The organism is Shewanella mangrovisoli, from assembly GCF_019457635.1.
Lineage (GTDB): Bacteria > Pseudomonadota > Gammaproteobacteria > Enterobacterales > Shewanellaceae > Shewanella > Shewanella mangrovisoli.
In genome coordinates this window covers 4574849-4590346 of the sequence record NZ_CP080412.1, presented here as the reverse complement: position 1 = coordinate 4590346, position 15498 = coordinate 4574849, and the positions used below count along the sequence as shown (strand labels likewise).

The 15498-nt window shown below is 49.6% G+C and carries 15 protein-coding genes; 4 read left to right on the top strand and 11 right to left on the bottom strand.

Features of this window, described 5'->3' with window-relative positions:
* Window positions 1–2: 2 nt before the first annotated feature.
* The gene (locus tag K0H60_RS19980; protein ID WP_088212508.1) at window positions 3–1049 is read left to right on the top strand and encodes a polysaccharide deacetylase family protein; all 1047 of its coding nucleotides are present in this window, start codon (window positions 3–5) and stop codon (window positions 1047–1049) included.
* Window positions 1050–1063: 14 nt separating this feature from the next.
* Here the strand turns inward: K0H60_RS19980 and K0H60_RS19975 are convergent, their stop codons facing one another.
* From K0H60_RS19975 to K0H60_RS19955, 5 genes are read right to left on the bottom strand one after another with little or no spacing between them, the layout of a single operon-like run.
* Complete coding sequence (locus tag K0H60_RS19975) at window positions 1064–1723, bottom strand: SCO family protein (protein WP_434086663.1); 660 nt, start codon at window positions 1721–1723, stop codon at window positions 1064–1066.
* Between the two features lie 24 nt (window positions 1724–1747).
* On the bottom strand, window positions 1748–2650 hold the full coding sequence (cyoE, locus tag K0H60_RS19970; protein WP_220056823.1) for a heme o synthase: 903 nt from the start codon (window positions 2648–2650) through the stop codon (window positions 1748–1750).
* A gap of 17 nt (window positions 2651–2667) precedes the next feature.
* The gene (locus tag K0H60_RS19965; RefSeq protein WP_220056822.1) at window positions 2668–3726 is read right to left on the bottom strand and encodes a COX15/CtaA family protein; all 1059 of its coding nucleotides are present in this window, start codon (window positions 3724–3726) and stop codon (window positions 2668–2670) included.
* Complete coding sequence (locus K0H60_RS19960) at window positions 3726–4271, bottom strand: redox-active disulfide-containing membrane protein (RefSeq protein ID WP_089068793.1); 546 nt, start codon at window positions 4269–4271, stop codon at window positions 3726–3728. The genes K0H60_RS19965 and K0H60_RS19960 overlap by 1 nt, the downstream gene beginning before the upstream one ends.
* 57 nt (window positions 4272–4328) lie before the next feature.
* Entirely contained in the window at window positions 4329–5240 is a 912-nt protein-coding gene (locus tag K0H60_RS19955; protein ID WP_220056821.1) for an SURF1 family protein, read from the bottom strand.
* On the opposite strand from K0H60_RS19955, the gene K0H60_RS19950 reads away from it, so the two are divergent.
* Entirely contained in the window at window positions 5185–5415 is a 231-nt protein-coding gene (locus tag K0H60_RS19950; RefSeq protein ID WP_041412864.1) for a DUF2909 family protein, read from the top strand. The two genes, K0H60_RS19955 and K0H60_RS19950, sit on opposite strands and share 56 nt — an antisense overlap.
* Window positions 5416–5443: 28 nt before the next feature.
* On the opposite strand, the gene K0H60_RS19945 is transcribed toward K0H60_RS19950, so the two are convergent.
* The 6 genes from K0H60_RS19945 to lexA form a co-directional block, all read right to left on the bottom strand.
* Window positions 5444–6319: a cytochrome c oxidase subunit 3 gene (locus K0H60_RS19945; protein ID WP_133181674.1), complete on the bottom strand. Its 876-nt coding sequence runs from the start codon at window positions 6317–6319 to the stop codon at window positions 5444–5446.
* Window positions 6316–6897 (bottom strand): cytochrome c oxidase assembly protein, encoded by a 582-nt coding sequence (locus K0H60_RS19940; protein WP_188870788.1) that lies wholly within the window; start codon window positions 6895–6897, stop codon window positions 6316–6318. The genes K0H60_RS19945 and K0H60_RS19940 overlap by 4 nt, the downstream gene beginning before the upstream one ends.
* Before the next feature lies 1 nt (window position 6898).
* On the bottom strand, window positions 6899–8491 hold the full coding sequence (gene ctaD / locus K0H60_RS19935) for a cytochrome c oxidase subunit I (protein ID WP_220056820.1): 1593 nt from the start codon (window positions 8489–8491) through the stop codon (window positions 6899–6901).
* 9 nt (window positions 8492–8500) lie between these two features.
* Window positions 8501–10042 (bottom strand): cytochrome c oxidase subunit II, encoded by a 1542-nt coding sequence (gene coxB / locus K0H60_RS19930; RefSeq protein WP_220056819.1) that lies wholly within the window; start codon window positions 10040–10042, stop codon window positions 8501–8503.
* 408 nt (window positions 10043–10450) lie between these two features.
* Window positions 10451–10963, bottom strand: coding sequence for a cell division inhibitor SulA (locus tag K0H60_RS19925; RefSeq protein ID WP_011718708.1), 513 nt, complete (start codon window positions 10961–10963; stop codon window positions 10451–10453).
* Window positions 10960–11580, bottom strand: coding sequence for a transcriptional repressor LexA (gene lexA / locus K0H60_RS19920; RefSeq protein WP_011624510.1), 621 nt, complete (start codon window positions 11578–11580; stop codon window positions 10960–10962). The genes K0H60_RS19925 and lexA overlap by 4 nt, the downstream gene beginning before the upstream one ends.
* Before the next feature lie 161 nt (window positions 11581–11741).
* Between lexA and plsB the strand changes: the two genes are divergently transcribed.
* Both plsB and mtr read left to right on the top strand, forming a co-directional pair.
* The gene (gene plsB / locus K0H60_RS19915; protein WP_220056818.1) at window positions 11742–14165 is read left to right on the top strand and encodes a glycerol-3-phosphate 1-O-acyltransferase PlsB; all 2424 of its coding nucleotides are present in this window, start codon (window positions 11742–11744) and stop codon (window positions 14163–14165) included.
* Window positions 14165–15421, top strand: coding sequence for a tryptophan permease (mtr, locus tag K0H60_RS19910; protein ID WP_220056817.1), 1257 nt, complete (start codon window positions 14165–14167; stop codon window positions 15419–15421). Before plsB ends, mtr begins: the two co-directional genes overlap by 1 nt.
* Window positions 15422–15498: the final 77 nt, after the last annotated feature.

The following is a 15498-nucleotide window of genomic DNA, read 5'->3' as shown; positions in this document are numbered from 1 at the left end:
TTATGGTTAAACGTGCGTTATTGGCACTCTTAGGGCTGATGACTTTCTCGGCCCATGCTGTGGTCATTTTACAGTATCACCATGTGTCAGAAACCACACCGGCGGCGACGAGCGTCACGCCTGCACAATTTCGTGAGCAAATGCAGTTTCTGGCGGACGATGGTTTTAAGGTTATCCCTTTATCCCAAGTGGTTGAGGCGATCAAAAACAAGCAAGATTTACCCGCAAAAACGGTGGCGATCACCTTCGATGATGGTTATCGCAGCATCGCGACCACAGCGCACCCTATCCTAAAGGAATTTGGTTTTCCCTACACCCTATTTGTGGCAATTGAGCCGATTAAACAAAAGTTTACCGAGATGATGACCTGGGAGGAGCTGATTAAGCTCTCCAAGGAAGGGGCTGACATTGCTAACCACAGCTGGGCCCATGAGCATCTGATCCGCAAACTCGATAATGAATCCCAAAGCCAATGGCTAGCGCGAATTAAAGCCAATATTCAGGACACCGAAAACGCGATTCGTGAGGCGACGGGACAGAATTTTAAAATGCTGGCCTATCCCTATGGCGAATACAATCAGGCGATTCAAGATATGTTGAGTGACAATGGCTTTGTTGCTTTTGGTCAGCAGTCAGGTGCGGCTGGTCCCTATTCGCCACTCACGGCGCTGCCGCGCTTCCCTGTAGCGGGGCAATATGCGGATCTAAAGAGCTTAAAAGCCAAGTTATACAGCCTCAATATGCCAGTGCTTGAGCAAACGCCTAGCGATCCTGAGCTTAAGGGCGGGCATTGGCGCCCCGAGCTTAAGGTTAAACTCGATATGAGCGATATTTCGGCCAAGCAGGTCATGTGTTATATCCAAGGGCAAGGCGCTAAAACGCCGACTTGGAGCAGTGATAATGAATTTAGTATTCAAGCCGATTTAGCCTTACCAGCGGGGCGCTCACGCTACAATTGCACGGCGCCAAGCAAGACGCGCAACGGCTATTACTGGTTTTCGCAGGCATGGGTGAGACCCAAAGACGACGGCACTTGGGTTAAAGAGTAACACCTCAGCGGCGGCTATTTAGGTTTGTAGCTTTTGACTATTTTATCGAAGTCGCCGATCAAGGCTTGGTTGAGTACTTGAGGGGCTTTACCTAAGGCTGCGGTGGGTTTAAACACCGCAACCCGCGTGCCTTGGGGAGAAATCAGTACATAGCCAGCACTATGATCGACTTGATAATTATCCCCTTCGCCGACCATGGCATAGGTGAGGCCTAGGCTGCGGGTGAGGGGGAATATTTGGGTTTGCTCACCCGTCACTGCCTTAAACTCAGGATTAAAGAAATTCACATAGGTGAGGAGTTTCTCTGGGCTGTCCCGCTTCGGATCTACGGATAAAAACACGATTTGAATGGGGGCAATTTTTTTCAGCTCAGGATAGGCGGCGGCGAGTTTGTTTAAGGTGGTCGGGCAGACATCGGGGCAATAGGTAAAGCCGATAAAGAATAGGCTCCATTGATCCTTCAAATTCGCATTGGTAAAGGGTTTCTGCTGTTGATCGACAAGCTCAAAGGGCGCTAGCTCGAACGCCTCAGGAAACAAAAAACCACTCTCTAACTCAACGGGCTTAGGTGGATTGAACTTCACTGCAAATAGTCCACCCAACCCTATTAATAGAATCGCTATCACTAAGATCTTGTTGGAGATTCTTGCTTGCATATTTTGTCCTTTGACCATGCTCGCCCTATCGCTCGTTGCACATTAAGCCCAAAGATAGTGGTCGAGCAGTAATGCCATGAATAACAACATTAAATGATAAATCGAAAAACGAAACACCTGCATCGCCAGCCCTTCACGATCCTGATACTTTAACTGCCACGCTTTATAGATAAATCCCGTGCTGAGCAAGCTTGAACACACAAAGTAGAGCGGTCCGCTCATCCCGACTAGTACTGGCAATAGGCAAGCAATCGCCAGCAAAATCGTATAGAGCAAGATACAAGTCTTAGTAAATTCTACCCCATGGGTCACGGGCAGCATGGGAATATCCACTTTGGCATATTCTGCGCGTCTGTGAATCGCCAGTGCCCAAAAATGCGGCGGCGTCCACAGGAATATGATGATCACTAGCAATAGCGCATGACCATGGAATTGATTCGTCACCGCCGTCCAACCCAAGAGCGGCGGCATCGCGCCCGCTAAACCGCCAATAACAATGTTTTGTGGCGTGGCCCGTTTTAAATAGGCGGTATAAATCAAGGCATAACCAATCAAGCTGGCAAAGGTCAGCCAAGCGGTGAGTGGATTAGTAAAAACATAGAGGATCACAAAACCTAGGCTGCCTAAGAGTGCCGCGAACAACAACGCCCTCGTCGCCGAGACTCGGCCCTTGGGCAGTGGTCGGTTATAGGTGCGTGCCATCATGCCGTCGATTCGCCTATCAATCAGATGGTTTAAGGCGGCGGCCGAACCCGCCATCATGGCGATGCCGAGTAAGCCTGCCACTAAAGGTTTGACTGGCAGTATGGTGGGCATGGCTAAACACATGCCGACTAAGACGGTGAGCAGCATTAAGGCCACTACCTTAGGTTTGGTCATCTCGAAATAGGCACGCCAAGCTAAGTGAACACTGGGGTGACTGCTGATAGAGAGTGGTTTTGCCATGATAAATCCCCCGATGATTAAGGTGCCCTGCGCCAAAGGAAATAGTTAATCGCGACTATGGTGAGTAGTAACAGCGCCGCGCCGCCGTTGTGGGAAACGGCAATCCCCAGTGGTAAATGCATCACCACGTTTGAAATCCCTAAACTGACCTGCAGTATCACTAAGGCGACCAACAATAGGCTTAGGGCCTTGAGCTGGGTGCTGAAAAATAACCGATAGGCGAGCAACAACAATAGACTGGCGGTAATGATGGCGCCGACGCGGTGGGCGATATGAATGGTCATGCGGGCATGGTAATCCAATACGCCAAATTCAAAGCTTGGGTGTTGCCCTTGGAAAGGGGAAAACGCATCGGCAATCGCGAGATTATCCATCCAATTTCCTTCGCAAATCGGCAGAGCCGTACAGGCGAGGGCGGCATAGTTGGAGGAGGTCCAAGCGCCGAGCATGATCTGACCTATCAGCACCACCAGACTCAGCAACGCCAGTTTCGGTAAGTGTTTACTCTGGCCGAGAAATTTAAGGCTCGTGCCTATCCGCGAACCATGGGCGCCATTAAATCCTACGCTCGCAACACGCTGATTGTGAATATCAGCGGTTTCGAAAATTCGCCTCGGACGCGTTCGCAGATACAGCAAGAGCAGGAGCGAGAGCAGGCTAAAGCCGCCAATTAAATGGGACATCACGACAATCGGCATTAATTTCATCGTCACAGTCCACATCCCCAACGCCGCCTGAAAGATGATGAGTAACACTATGGCAAAGGGGAGCTTTTTTGGGGCTTGGGATGTTTTCAAGCAAAGGATCAAAATCAGTAACACTAGGATGCCCAAGGCGCCCGCGATATACCTGTGGATCATCTCGAGCCAGGCTTTTTCGGGATGGATATCGTGGTCGGGAAACAGGGTTTGGGCATGGGAGATCTCATGGTCGTGGGTGGGCACTTTGATATGGCCGTAGCAACCGGGCCAATCTGGGCAGCCAAGTCCCGCGTCCGAGAGCCGAGTGTAAGCCCCCATTAAAATCACTAACAGAGTAAAGACTATGGTGATGCGTAGGAGCCAAGTCAGTTGCATTAGTCTACCCTCGATAGTTTTAATAACTTACGGAGATCAGCGACCAAGGCCTTACCCTGAGCTAAGTGTGCCGCCTTGCCTTGCACTTGGGGGTAACGCAGTACGAGTGCGCCGAGTGGATCGACAATAATCAGCTGCTGTTGGTCAAGCCATTGGCTGAGGCTTTGGCTGGCGGGCTGAGTGTTGAAGTTAAAGCTGCTTAATGCGCTTAAGTCACTGTCTGGATTCACCAGAATAAGCGGTTCGACACGAGCCTGATCCGGCCCTAAGGCGGTATGACTCTGACGCAGGATATACAAGCGCTCGCGGCAAGCTTCATCGCACTTTGCGGGCAATAAATACAGCAGTTGCCATTCCTTAGGCTGAGGATTGTTAAGGCCAAGACTGGTATAACTGGTTTCTGGGCTGATGAGCTCGCCATGGTTGGTGGAGCCGCCTTGATACCAATGCATGCTCAGCACTAACTTAGCGATGACTACAGGCGCGATAAAGGCCAGTAGCAATAACCCCAATGCGCGGTATTTGGCTGTTTGTTGGGAGTCCATATTTGCTCCTCTTATTGTCCCTAATGCTTTGTTTTATTAAAATTTTGCAGGTATCTGTTACTCGGTCTTAGTCGCTTCCTTATCGGTTTGATGCCGTTGTCGTGATTTTTTGAGGTATTTCGCTCCTTGCCAACCCATCAGCCCCGCAAACACAGTTGCCATGGCAAACCATTGCAATGCATACCCCCAATGTTTTTGGGCCGAGAGGGGGAAAGGCTGCCAAGGGTGGGGCAAGGCCTGCGCTGGTTGTAATTGGGGTAAGGCATCGGGTTGTAACACCGCGGGCAGGATGGGATGCCCTAACATTTGTGCCATCTCGGGTAGATTGAGATTTTGAAACCGAATCCGTTCACCTTGTTCCGTGGTGAAGGATTCTGCTAATAAATGATGGCTCAAGGGATTAATCTGTTTTTGATAGAGGCGGCCTGTAAGAGCCAATTCACCAACTATGGGGCTGACTTCGGGCAAGGCATCTCGGTGGGATTTAGCGGCAATAAAGCCGAGTTCGAGTAACAGCCAAGGTTGTTCAGCATCGTTTGCCTGATTTTCAGGAGATATTTGCAGCAATTGAAAGGCGAGATAGCCCACTTGTCCTTGATAGACCTGATTGTCGAGTAACCAGATTTGTGGATTAACGGGGCTGGCTTGAACCTCAAGGCGATACCCAGTAACGCCACCTTTAGCTAATTCAGCTATGAGCTGTTCAGGATTGAGTGCGGCAGCGGATTGTCTGGCCTCCATTTGTGCGAGTAGTTCGGTTTTTTCAGCGGCCCTGTCCATTTGCCACAAACCCAGCTTGACCAAAATCACGAATACCACCACAGTCAATATCAGCAGTAACAACATTCCCCTATGCCGCCAAATATATCTAGGCAGCTCCATTAATTTGGTCAACAAAACATAAGGATAGCGTATGAACATCCCGTTCATTTTTAAGTGTGTTTTAGTACTGCTGTTACTGTTTATCATTTTTAACCTAGGCAGAGCCTTAATCATTATGGTTAAAGGTGACGATCAAACCGCTGATCACCCTGTGCCTATGAGCCGCTATTTGGGCCGTAGGGTGATGTTTTCCGTACTGGTTATCCTGCTCTTGCTGGTGGCTTTAGGGACTGGACTGCTTGGTCTCAATCCCACGCCTTAAGCTTTCAACTAATTGTTTTAATGAATCTTTAAAGCACATAAACAAAGATAAACAGGCAGAGCCAGACTACGTCGACAAAGTGCCAGTACCAACTACCCGCTTGGAAGGCAAAATGCTTATCCGCACTAAAGTGGCCCTTTAACACTCTGAAAAACAAGACTAATAGAAAGATGGTGCCCAAGGTGACATGCATGCCGTGGAAACCCGTCAGCAGGAAAAAGGTGTTGCCATATACGCCCGAGGTGAGCGTTAGCCCCATCTCATGGTAGGCGTGGCTATATTCCTCGGCCTGCAAAGCAAGGAAGCTAATTCCGAGCAAAATCGTGAGTCCCAGCCAGAGGGTGATGGCCGAACGCTTACCCTTTTCTAAGCTGGTATGGGCAAAATGCAGCGTGACAGAGGAGGTTAGCAGCACAATGGTGTTGACTAGCGGTAGTCCATTCCATGGCATGGCTTCGGTTTTGGTACCATCTGGCGTGGTGAGGAGTGGCCAAACAGCCTCGAAGTGTGGCCACAGGACTTCGTGGGTCATGGCATTGTTGGATGCACCGCCGAGCCAAGGTACTGCGACCATGCGGGCGTAAAATAAGGCGCCGAAGAAGGCGGCGAAGAACATCACCTCGGAGAAGATAAACCAGCTCATGCCTTGGCGAAACGATCTATCCATTTGATGGGAGTAGAGGCCCGTCATCGATTCTTGGATCACGGTTCTAAACCAGCCTACCAGCATAAACAGGATGACGGCTATGCCTGCAAGTAGAATATAGCCGCCACCCGAAGCGCCAGATTTGAGTTGATGAACAAAATGTCCTGCACCAAAGGCAATTAAAAACAAGCCGATAGCACCAACAATCGGCCAAGCACTCTGGGCGGGGACGTAGTAAGTCTCATGTTTAGTGGTCATTTTGCAGCTCCTTGCTCTATGGCAGACGCTAACTGCTTGTCGGTAATGTCGTAGAGGGTGTAAGAGAGGGTTAAAGTGTGGATAGACTCGGGTAATTGAGGATCCACGAAGAAGATCAACGGCAGCTCGGCGCGACTCGCCGCGGCTAAGTGTTGTTGGTTAAAACAAAAACATTCGGTTTTATTAAAATAAGCCGCACCTTGTCCGGGCGAAATAGAGGGAATCGCCTGGCCCACAGTCGCTCTATTCGAGACGTTTTGCGCCAGAAATGCCGTGTGAATGAGTTCTCCTGGATGCACTTCGAGTCGCTTCGTTTGTGGCTCAAATTTCCACGGCATCCCCGTCTGCACCTGCGAGATAAACTCCACAGTTACCACGCGGTTCTTATCCACAGTGATCGCCTGATAACTGCTGGCAGTATTGGAGGTTTTGCCATTAATGCCCAGTTTTTCGCACAGGACATCGTAGAGCGGCACTAAGGCGAACCCAAAGCCAAACATTGCAAGGCAGCCCAACACCAGTAGGCTGATAAGCTTACGGTTTGACTTGATGTTGGGCTGATGGGGTTGGCCTTGCATGTTATTTCACCTCGGGTGGCGTGGTGAAAGAGTGGTAGGGCGCGGGACTTGGTAGGGTCCACTCTAAGCCTTCACTGCCTTCCCAAGGTTTGGCGGGCGCCTTTTCACCGCCCCGAATGCACTTAATCACCAGCACGAGGAAGATCAGCTGAGATAGACCGAAGGCAAAACCCCCAATCGATACGATTTGGTTTACATCGGCAAATTGAATCGAATAATCGGGAATACGCCTTGGCATACCCGCAAGACCTAAGAAATGCATCGGGAAAAACAACACGTTGACCGAAATCACCGAGCACCAAAAATGCCATTGGCCGAGCTTTTCGTTGTACATATGGCCGGTCCATTTAGGTAACCAGTAATAGGCCGCCGCCATGATGGAGAAAATCGCACCCGTGACCAACACATAGTGGAAGTGAGCCACTACAAAGTAAGTATCGTGGTATTGGAAGTCGGCCGGCGTGATGGCGAGCATCAAACCCGAGAAGCCGCCAATAGTGAACAGGATAATAAAGGCCACCGCGAACAACATTGGGGTTTCAAAACTTAGTGAGCCGCGCCACATAGTCGCTACCCAGTTAAACACTTTTACCCCAGTCGGCACGGCAATCAGCATAGTGCAGTACATAAAAAACAACTCGGCAAACACAGGCATACCGGTGGTGAACATATGGTGTGCCCACACGAGGAAGGACAGAATCGCAATACTCGCCGTGGCATACACCATGGATGAATAGCCGAACAATTTCTTGCGACTAAAGGCTGGAACTATGGCGGAGATAATGCCGAAGGAAGGCAAAATCATGATGTAGACCTCGGGGTGACCGAAGAACCAGAAGATATGCTGGAACATCACAGGGTCGCCGCCGCCTGCCGCCTCGAAGAAGCTAGTACCGAAAAACTTATCGGTTAACACCATAGTGACGGCGCCCGCGAGTACGGGCATAACGGCGATCAGCAAGAAGGCGGTAATCAGCCAAGTCCAAACAAACAGCGGTAACTTCATCCACGTCATACCGGGGGGGCGTAGGTTGACTATGGTGACGATCACGTTGATGGCGCCCATGATCGAACTTATCCCCATGATATGAATAGAGAATACAAATAATGCTGTGCTGTCAGGGCTATAAGTGGTCGAGAGTGGTGCGTAGAAGGTCCAACCGAAATTAGGGCCGCCGCCTTCCATAAACAGTGAGCTCAGTAAAATAGTAAAGGCAAAGGGTAGGATCCAAAAACTCCAGTTGTTCATCCGTGGAAGCGCCATATCAGGCGCACCAATCATCATCGGGATCAGCCAGTTAGCCAGCCCTGTAAAGGCTGGCATCACGGCGCCGAATACCATGATTAACCCATGCACTGTGGTCATTTGGTTGAAGAAGTTAGGTTCAACGAGTTGTAATCCGGGCTGAAAGAGTTCGGCGCGGATCACCATGGCCATAGCACCACCGGTTAAAAACATTATGAAACTAAACCACAGGTATAGGGTGCCAATGTCCTTGTGGTTGGTGGTGAGTAACCAGCGCATGATGCCTTTAGGTGCACCGTGATGGTGTTCATCATGGGCGGCAATTTGGTCTTGAGTCAGTGTGCTCATCTTAATCCCCTACTGTCCATGGCGAGCAATATCAGCGGGTTGCACTGTATCGCCGGTATTGTTGCCCCATGCATTGCGCTCATAGGTAATGATGGCGGCAAGCTGTTGTGGCGTAAGTTGTGTGCCAAATGCCTGCATCGCCGTGCCCGGTTTACCGTGCATCACTATGTCGATGTGATTGGCGATCGGACCCGTTGCGATAGCGCTACCAGCAAGGGCGGGGAAGGCGGGAGGCATACCTGCACCCGTTAGCTGGTGGCAGGCGGCGCAAATCGTGGCATAGGTCTTTTCCCCTTCGGCCATCAGTTCATCATGGCTAAGCGTGGGGAGACTCGCGGGATCGACGCTGGCGGTAGGTTCTGTCGCCGTTTTGGGTGCATCGGTGGTTGCTGGGGGCGGAGTCGTTGCTACTGGCTCGCTATTGGTGCCACCGGATTTATGGGCATCAACGTCTTTGGCTTGTACCGCATCACCCGTGTTATTGCCCCATGCATTACGCTCATAGGTAATCACGGCGGCAATTTCTTGGGTCGTTAATTGTTTGCCAAAGGCTTGCATGGCCGTACCCGCTTTACCATTGAGCACGATTTCAAGATGGCCGCTCAGTGGTCCTGTCGCAATGGGGCTGCCTTTGAGGTGTGGGAATACCCCCTGTAAACCTTCACCGTTGGGTTGGTGGCAGGCGGCGCAGTGACCAAGGTAAACTTGCTCACCCTGAGTCATTAGCTCTTCTTTCGTCAGTGTTTGCGATAACGCGGCTTGTGCGGCTTGGGCTGCGGCATTGGCGGCTTGCTTTTGCTCTTCAACCCAAGCATCGAACTCTGCTTCGGGTAATGCCTGCACCACTATCGGCATAAAACCATGGTCTTTACCGCAAAGCTCGGCACATTGGCCACGGTAAATACCGGGTTTGTCGATACGGGTCCACGCCTCGTTGATAAAACCTGGGTTAGCGTCTTTTTTAACGGCAAAGGCGGGCATCCACCATGAGTGGATGACATCCTCTGAGGTCATCAAGAAACGGATTTTGCGATTGATGGGTAATACTAGGGGTTTGTCGACCTCGAGTAAGTAGTGCTCACCCTTGGCTTCACTACCTTCGATTTGAGGTCTTGGGGTTGCGAGAATACTGTAAAAATCAATGTCTTGATCGAAGTAACTATAATGCCATTTCCATTGAGAGCCCGTGACTTTTACCGTGAGATCGGCATTGCTGGGATCTTCCATGGCAATCAGAGTTTTCGTGGCGGGAATTGCCATTAAGATCAGAATGACAAAAGGAATGATCGTCCACGCGATTTCGACTTTTGTACTCTCATGGAAGTGAGACGCGACTGCGCCCTTGGATTTTCTGTGGTTGATCATGGCATAAATCATCACGCCAAAAACCACTAGGCCTATTGCGCAGCAGATATACAGAATCGTCATGTGAAGGTGATATACCTTGCCACTGATTTCTGTTACGCCAGGGGTCATGTTGAACCGCATGTCCGCTGCGGCCAACGGTGGGGCGAATAGCACCACGAGTAAACAATACAACCATTGCTTCACAAGACTTCTCCTCTGCCAATTGCGAATAGCAACTACAAAGAAGAGCAACACAGTAAGTCTCAACTCTATGCAAACTCTTCAGTTCCCAAAAAAGCTTCTCTGACTTCAACGTGCGTTGGCGGCTTACTTTTGATTAAGTATTGTTACTGCTGGTATTAGCCACACTGGCACATACTGCTGAATAAAACCCATTATTCTCGATTTTTGTGGGCAAGAGATATTCGATAAATCGTCGATATTTTTTGCCTAAACGGGCGATATATTATGCTCGTCTGAATCAAACATACTTGCTGTTTAAAAATTGATCAAGATCACTTCTTTTTCTAATTGTCTGAAAAATTGCCAAAAAAAAGCCCCACATTCACAGGTGAGGCGGCTTTCAAGGCTAAATACGCGGTGCAAAAAATTTTAATGAACAGAGCTAAAAAAACTACCTTGGGCAAAGTGAGCGGGTTGCTTGAGTGTCGCGTCCGTAGTCGAGTGATTTACAACACCTTCGAGCACGATTCCCATGGCGCGGGCACTCTTGGCCACAATTTGCAAACGACGATTGTCGCGGGCATCGAGTGAGTGGATCCAAGTAATTACTGCGCTGGAAGTGCCACTGGTTAAGGCTTTTTCCATTGCCCACAGGGTTTCGACTTCATCTTTCGCATGGACTAAGAGAACTCGGTCCATACGCACGCCAGCGCTAGCCAGTAACTGCTTGTAGCCAATACTAGGTGGGTTGATGAGCACGACCCAGCGGCCTTGTTGGCTCAGTTGTGCTAACTGCTTGCTAAGTTGCATTAGCTCTTGGCGACCTTGGCTCTCGGTAGGCATAGTGATGATAGGCGTATGCTGCCAGTCAGTATCGGTTTCGCGCACCGCATCGAGCCATAAACCGGGGTGACGCGGGGCATTACCTAGTAGTTTGTTCATAGCCAATCTCCATTGCGGATCACCCCTACGGCGAGCCCTTCTATTGTTAGACTTTGGAAACTTAAATCGACTTTAATTGGGGAGTAATCTTCATTCTCTGCATGTAGATAAACTAGATTCCCTTTCTTTTCAAAGCGTTTAACTGTTACATCATCGTCGACGCGAGCAACAACTACTTGGCCATTGCGCGCTTGCTGTACTTTATGAACGGCGAGCAGATCCCCCTCGAGGATGCCGATGTTCTTCATACTGTCGCCTCTGACGCGTAATAAGAAATCGGCAGCAGGGTGGAACATGCTAGGGTCGACTTGGTAATACTGCTCGACATGCTCTTGGGCGAGGATAGGTTCGCCCGCAGCCACTTGGCCAATCAGTGGCAAGCCTGATTCGCTGTTATCTTCTTCCTCAACTGGGAGACGGATCCCGCGGGAAGTGCCAGGCATGATCTCGATGCAGCCTTTTTTCGCCAATGCCTTAAGGTGTTCCTCGGCGGCATTTGCACTTTTAAAACCCAAACGGGTGGCGATTTCGGCCCGGGTGGGTGGCATGCCAGTCTCGGCAATATTACGTTTAATCAGCTCTAAAATTTCGGCTTGGCGTGGCGTCAACGGTCTCATGTTCTTTCCTGTTTTTCTATACAGTTACTGTTAGTATATACAGTATTATTCGTAGTGCAAGTATTAACCACTTTTTAACGCGATTGGAGAGTATTAGCGAATGTTCCCTAGAATCTGGTATTCTATGGGGCTAATGAACGTACTTACATTGCATAAGAATAATGCCTAAACAAGACTCTCTTTGGTTGAAATCATTACGCTGGATCCAAAAACACTTAGTGCACACTATTGTTGTGCCGCAGGATCCCTTTGCCGATCTGAATCTGGACGCCTCCAGACCGCTTGCTTATGTAATGAAAACAGAATCCCTGAGTGATATTGCTGCGTTAAGCGAGATCACTACTAAGCTGGGTTTGCCAAGCCCCTACGAGCCGCTCGTGGTAAATGGCGTTGTCGCGCCCCGCGTAGTTTGCCTTGAAGGGCGTAAGCCTTTGTTTGGCGACCGTGCCAGCAATGAGCCATTCCTCGAATGTTTTATGCGTTTGTTGGCCGTACATAAAGAAAAGCCTGAGTTAGATATTCAGCTGGTGCCTGTGAGCCTGTATTGGGGCCGTACTCCGGGTAAAGAAGACGACACCATGAAGGCGGCTGTGCTTGAACGCGAGAATCCAACTTGGTTGCGTAAGTGCCTGATGATTCTATTTTTAGGTCGTCACAACTTTGTTCAGTTTTCTAATGCGGTATCGCTGCGTTACATGGCCGACGAGCACGGCACCGATATGGGGATTGCCCATAAGCTTGCGCGGGTGGCGAGAGTGCATTTCCGCCGCCAACGCAAGGTGATGACAGGACCTGTGCTGCCTAATCGTCAGGCGATGTTCCACTCCCTGTTGAAATCCGAATCCTTACGCAAGGCGATTCAAGAAGAAGCGGCGAGTAAGAAGATTTCCGAAACCCAAGCTCGTGAAACAGCAATTGAATATCTTGATGAAATTGCAGCGAATTATTCAGACAGCCTAGTGCGTATTGCCGAGCGTTTCTTAACTTGGTTATGGAACAAGCTCTACAGCGGTATCAATATCAAAGGTGCCGAGCAAATCCGCCAGCTGCACCATGATGGTCACGAGATTGTGTATGTACCTTGCCATCGCAGCCATATGGATTACCTGCTGTTATCTTACATACTGTATTACCAAGGCATGGTGCCACCGCACATTGCGGCGGGGATTAACCTAAACTTCTGGCCAGCAGGGCCGCTGTTCCGCCGTGGCGGGGCTTTCTTTATTCGCCGTAGTTTTAACGGCAATAAACTCTATACGGCCGTGTTCCGTGAATACCTCGATCAGCTGTTTGCTAAGGGATATTCGGTTGAGTATTTCTCTGAGGGTGGCCGTTCTCGTACCGGTCGTTTATTAGCGCCGAAAACGGGCATGATTGCCATGACGATCAACAGTGTGCTGCGTGGTATCGAACGCCCAGTCACCTTAGTGCCTGTGTATTTAGGCTACGATCACGTGATGGAAGTGGCGACTTATCACAAAGAGCTGAGTGGTAAGAAAAAACAGAAAGAATCTGTATGGCAAGTCTTTGGTGCTATTCGTAAATTAGGTAATTTTGGCCAAGGTTATGTCAACTTTGGTGAGCCGATTACACTGCAAAACTTCTTGAATGAAACGGCGCCAAACTGGCGCACTGAAGTGGCCGACGATCCCGAACAAAAACCGACTTGGTTAACCCCTGCGGTGAACGTGTTAGCGAATCGTGTGATGACCCGCATTAACGATGCTGCTGCCGCCAGTTCAATTACCTTAACCAGCTTAGTGCTGCTGGCGTCGGAGCAAAATGCCCTAGAGCGTTGCTTGCTCGAGCGTCAGTTAGATTTGTACTTAACTCTGCTTAAGCGTGTGCCTTACACTTCGTTTACGTCGGTGGCCGAAGGTGATGGCAAGCACTTAGTGCAGCAAGGATTAGAGCTGAATAAGTTCTCCATCCACGCCGATCCTCTGGGTGAGATAGTATCTATTGATGCGAACCAAGCGATTTCAATGACTTACTATCGTAACAATATCATCCACTTGTTTATCATTCCGTCGTTAATTGCCAGCTGTTTAACCAACAATAAGCAGATTTCAAGAGCTCAGATTTTGGGAATTGTGAGTGACTTCTACCCGCTACTTAAGGCGGAGTTATTCATGGGTATCAAGGATCTGCCAAGCTATGTGAATCAAGTGCTGGATCTGTTTATTGAGCAGGGCTTAGTGCAGGAAAGCGATACGCTGTCGGTGGTGACTGAGCACACTAGCCAAATGTTGTTGCTGGCCGGAAGCGTTAGCGAAACCTTGCAACGCTATGCGATTATTTTCAATCTCCTGGCCCACAGACCTAAGATGGAGCGTTCGGAGCTGGAGTCTGAAAGCCATCTGCTGGCCCAACGTTTAGGGGCGCTGCATGGAATTACCGCACCAGAGTTCTACGACAAGAAACTCTATAACACCTTGAGTGTTAAGCTTAAAGAGTTGGGTTATTTTTCCGAGAAGGAAGATAAATCCGACGTTGAGCGCATTCGCGATCAAGCCAATAGCTTACTTCGAGCCTCAGTGAGACAAACCATAGTGGCGAGCGTGACCGCGGAGCATATCGTTTAATGGCTAACCATATGAATGCGGCGAAGAATAAGCCGGTGGGCAAGTCTTTGCTTGGTGGTGCCATGATTATTGCTGGCACCACAGTCGGGGCGGGGATGTTTTCTTTGCCCGTTGTGGGCGCTGGCATGTGGTTTGGTTACTCGGTACTGATGTTACTCGGTATTTGGTTCTGCATGTTGATGTCGGGGCTGTTACTGCTCGAAACCAACCTGCATTTCGAGCCGGGGGCGAGTTTCGATACCCTGACCAAGGAAACCCTAGGCCAGTTTTGGCGGATTGTGAATGGGGTATCGATTGCCTTCGTGCTCTACATCTTAACCTACGCCTATATCAGTGGCGGCGGCTCGATTGTTAACCATAGCCTACAGGGCATGGGGATTGAGTTACCCCAGAGTGTCGCCGGATTAGTATTTGCGGTTGTGCTCGCCTGTATCGTGTTGATCAGTACCAAGGCGGTGGACCGTATTACGACCATAATGCTCGGCGGGATGATCATCACTTTCTTCCTCGCGATTGGTAATTTACTGATCGAGATTGATGTGACTAAGTTGCTCGAGCCGGATGGTAATCAAAGCTTTATGCCTTATCTGTGGGCTGCCTTGCCCTTTGGTCTGGCAAGTTTTGGCTACCATGGCAACGTGCCGAGTTTGGTGAAGTATTATGGCAAAGATTCATCGACCATCATCAAAGCGATTTTCGTCGGCACTTTCATCGCGCTGATCATTTATGCCTGCTGGTTAGTCGCCACTATGGGCAACATTCCACGCAGCCAGTTTAGTGAGATTATTGCCCAGGGCGGTAATATGGGCGTGCTAGTCGGCGCCTTGTCGAAAGTGATGGAAAGCAGCTGGTTAAACAGCATGTTAACCCTGTTTGCTAACTTAGCTGTGGCGTCTTCTTTCCTCGGTGTGACCTTAGGCTTATTCGATTATTTGGCCGATTTATTCGGGTTCGATGATACGCGCTCGGGGCGGATGAAAACGGCGGTAGTTACCTTTGTGCCGCCGACCATTTTAGGTTTGTTATTCCCCGATGGCTTTTTGATTGCCATAGGTTTTGCTGCCTTAGCGGCAACCGTGTGGGCCGTAATAGTGCCTGCACTGATGGCCTATAAATCGAGACAGCAGTTCCCTAACCATCAAGGTTTTAGAGTCTTTGGTGGCACGCCCTTAATTATCCTTGTGGTGTTATACGGCGTGGTGACTGGGGCTTGTCATCTACTCGCGATGGCGAATCTATTGCCGCAGTTCTCCTAAGTATTTCTCGTACGAATCAAGCCCTCAAATTGAGGGCTTTTTCTTTATATTCATCTTTTTATCGCCAAAACTGGACA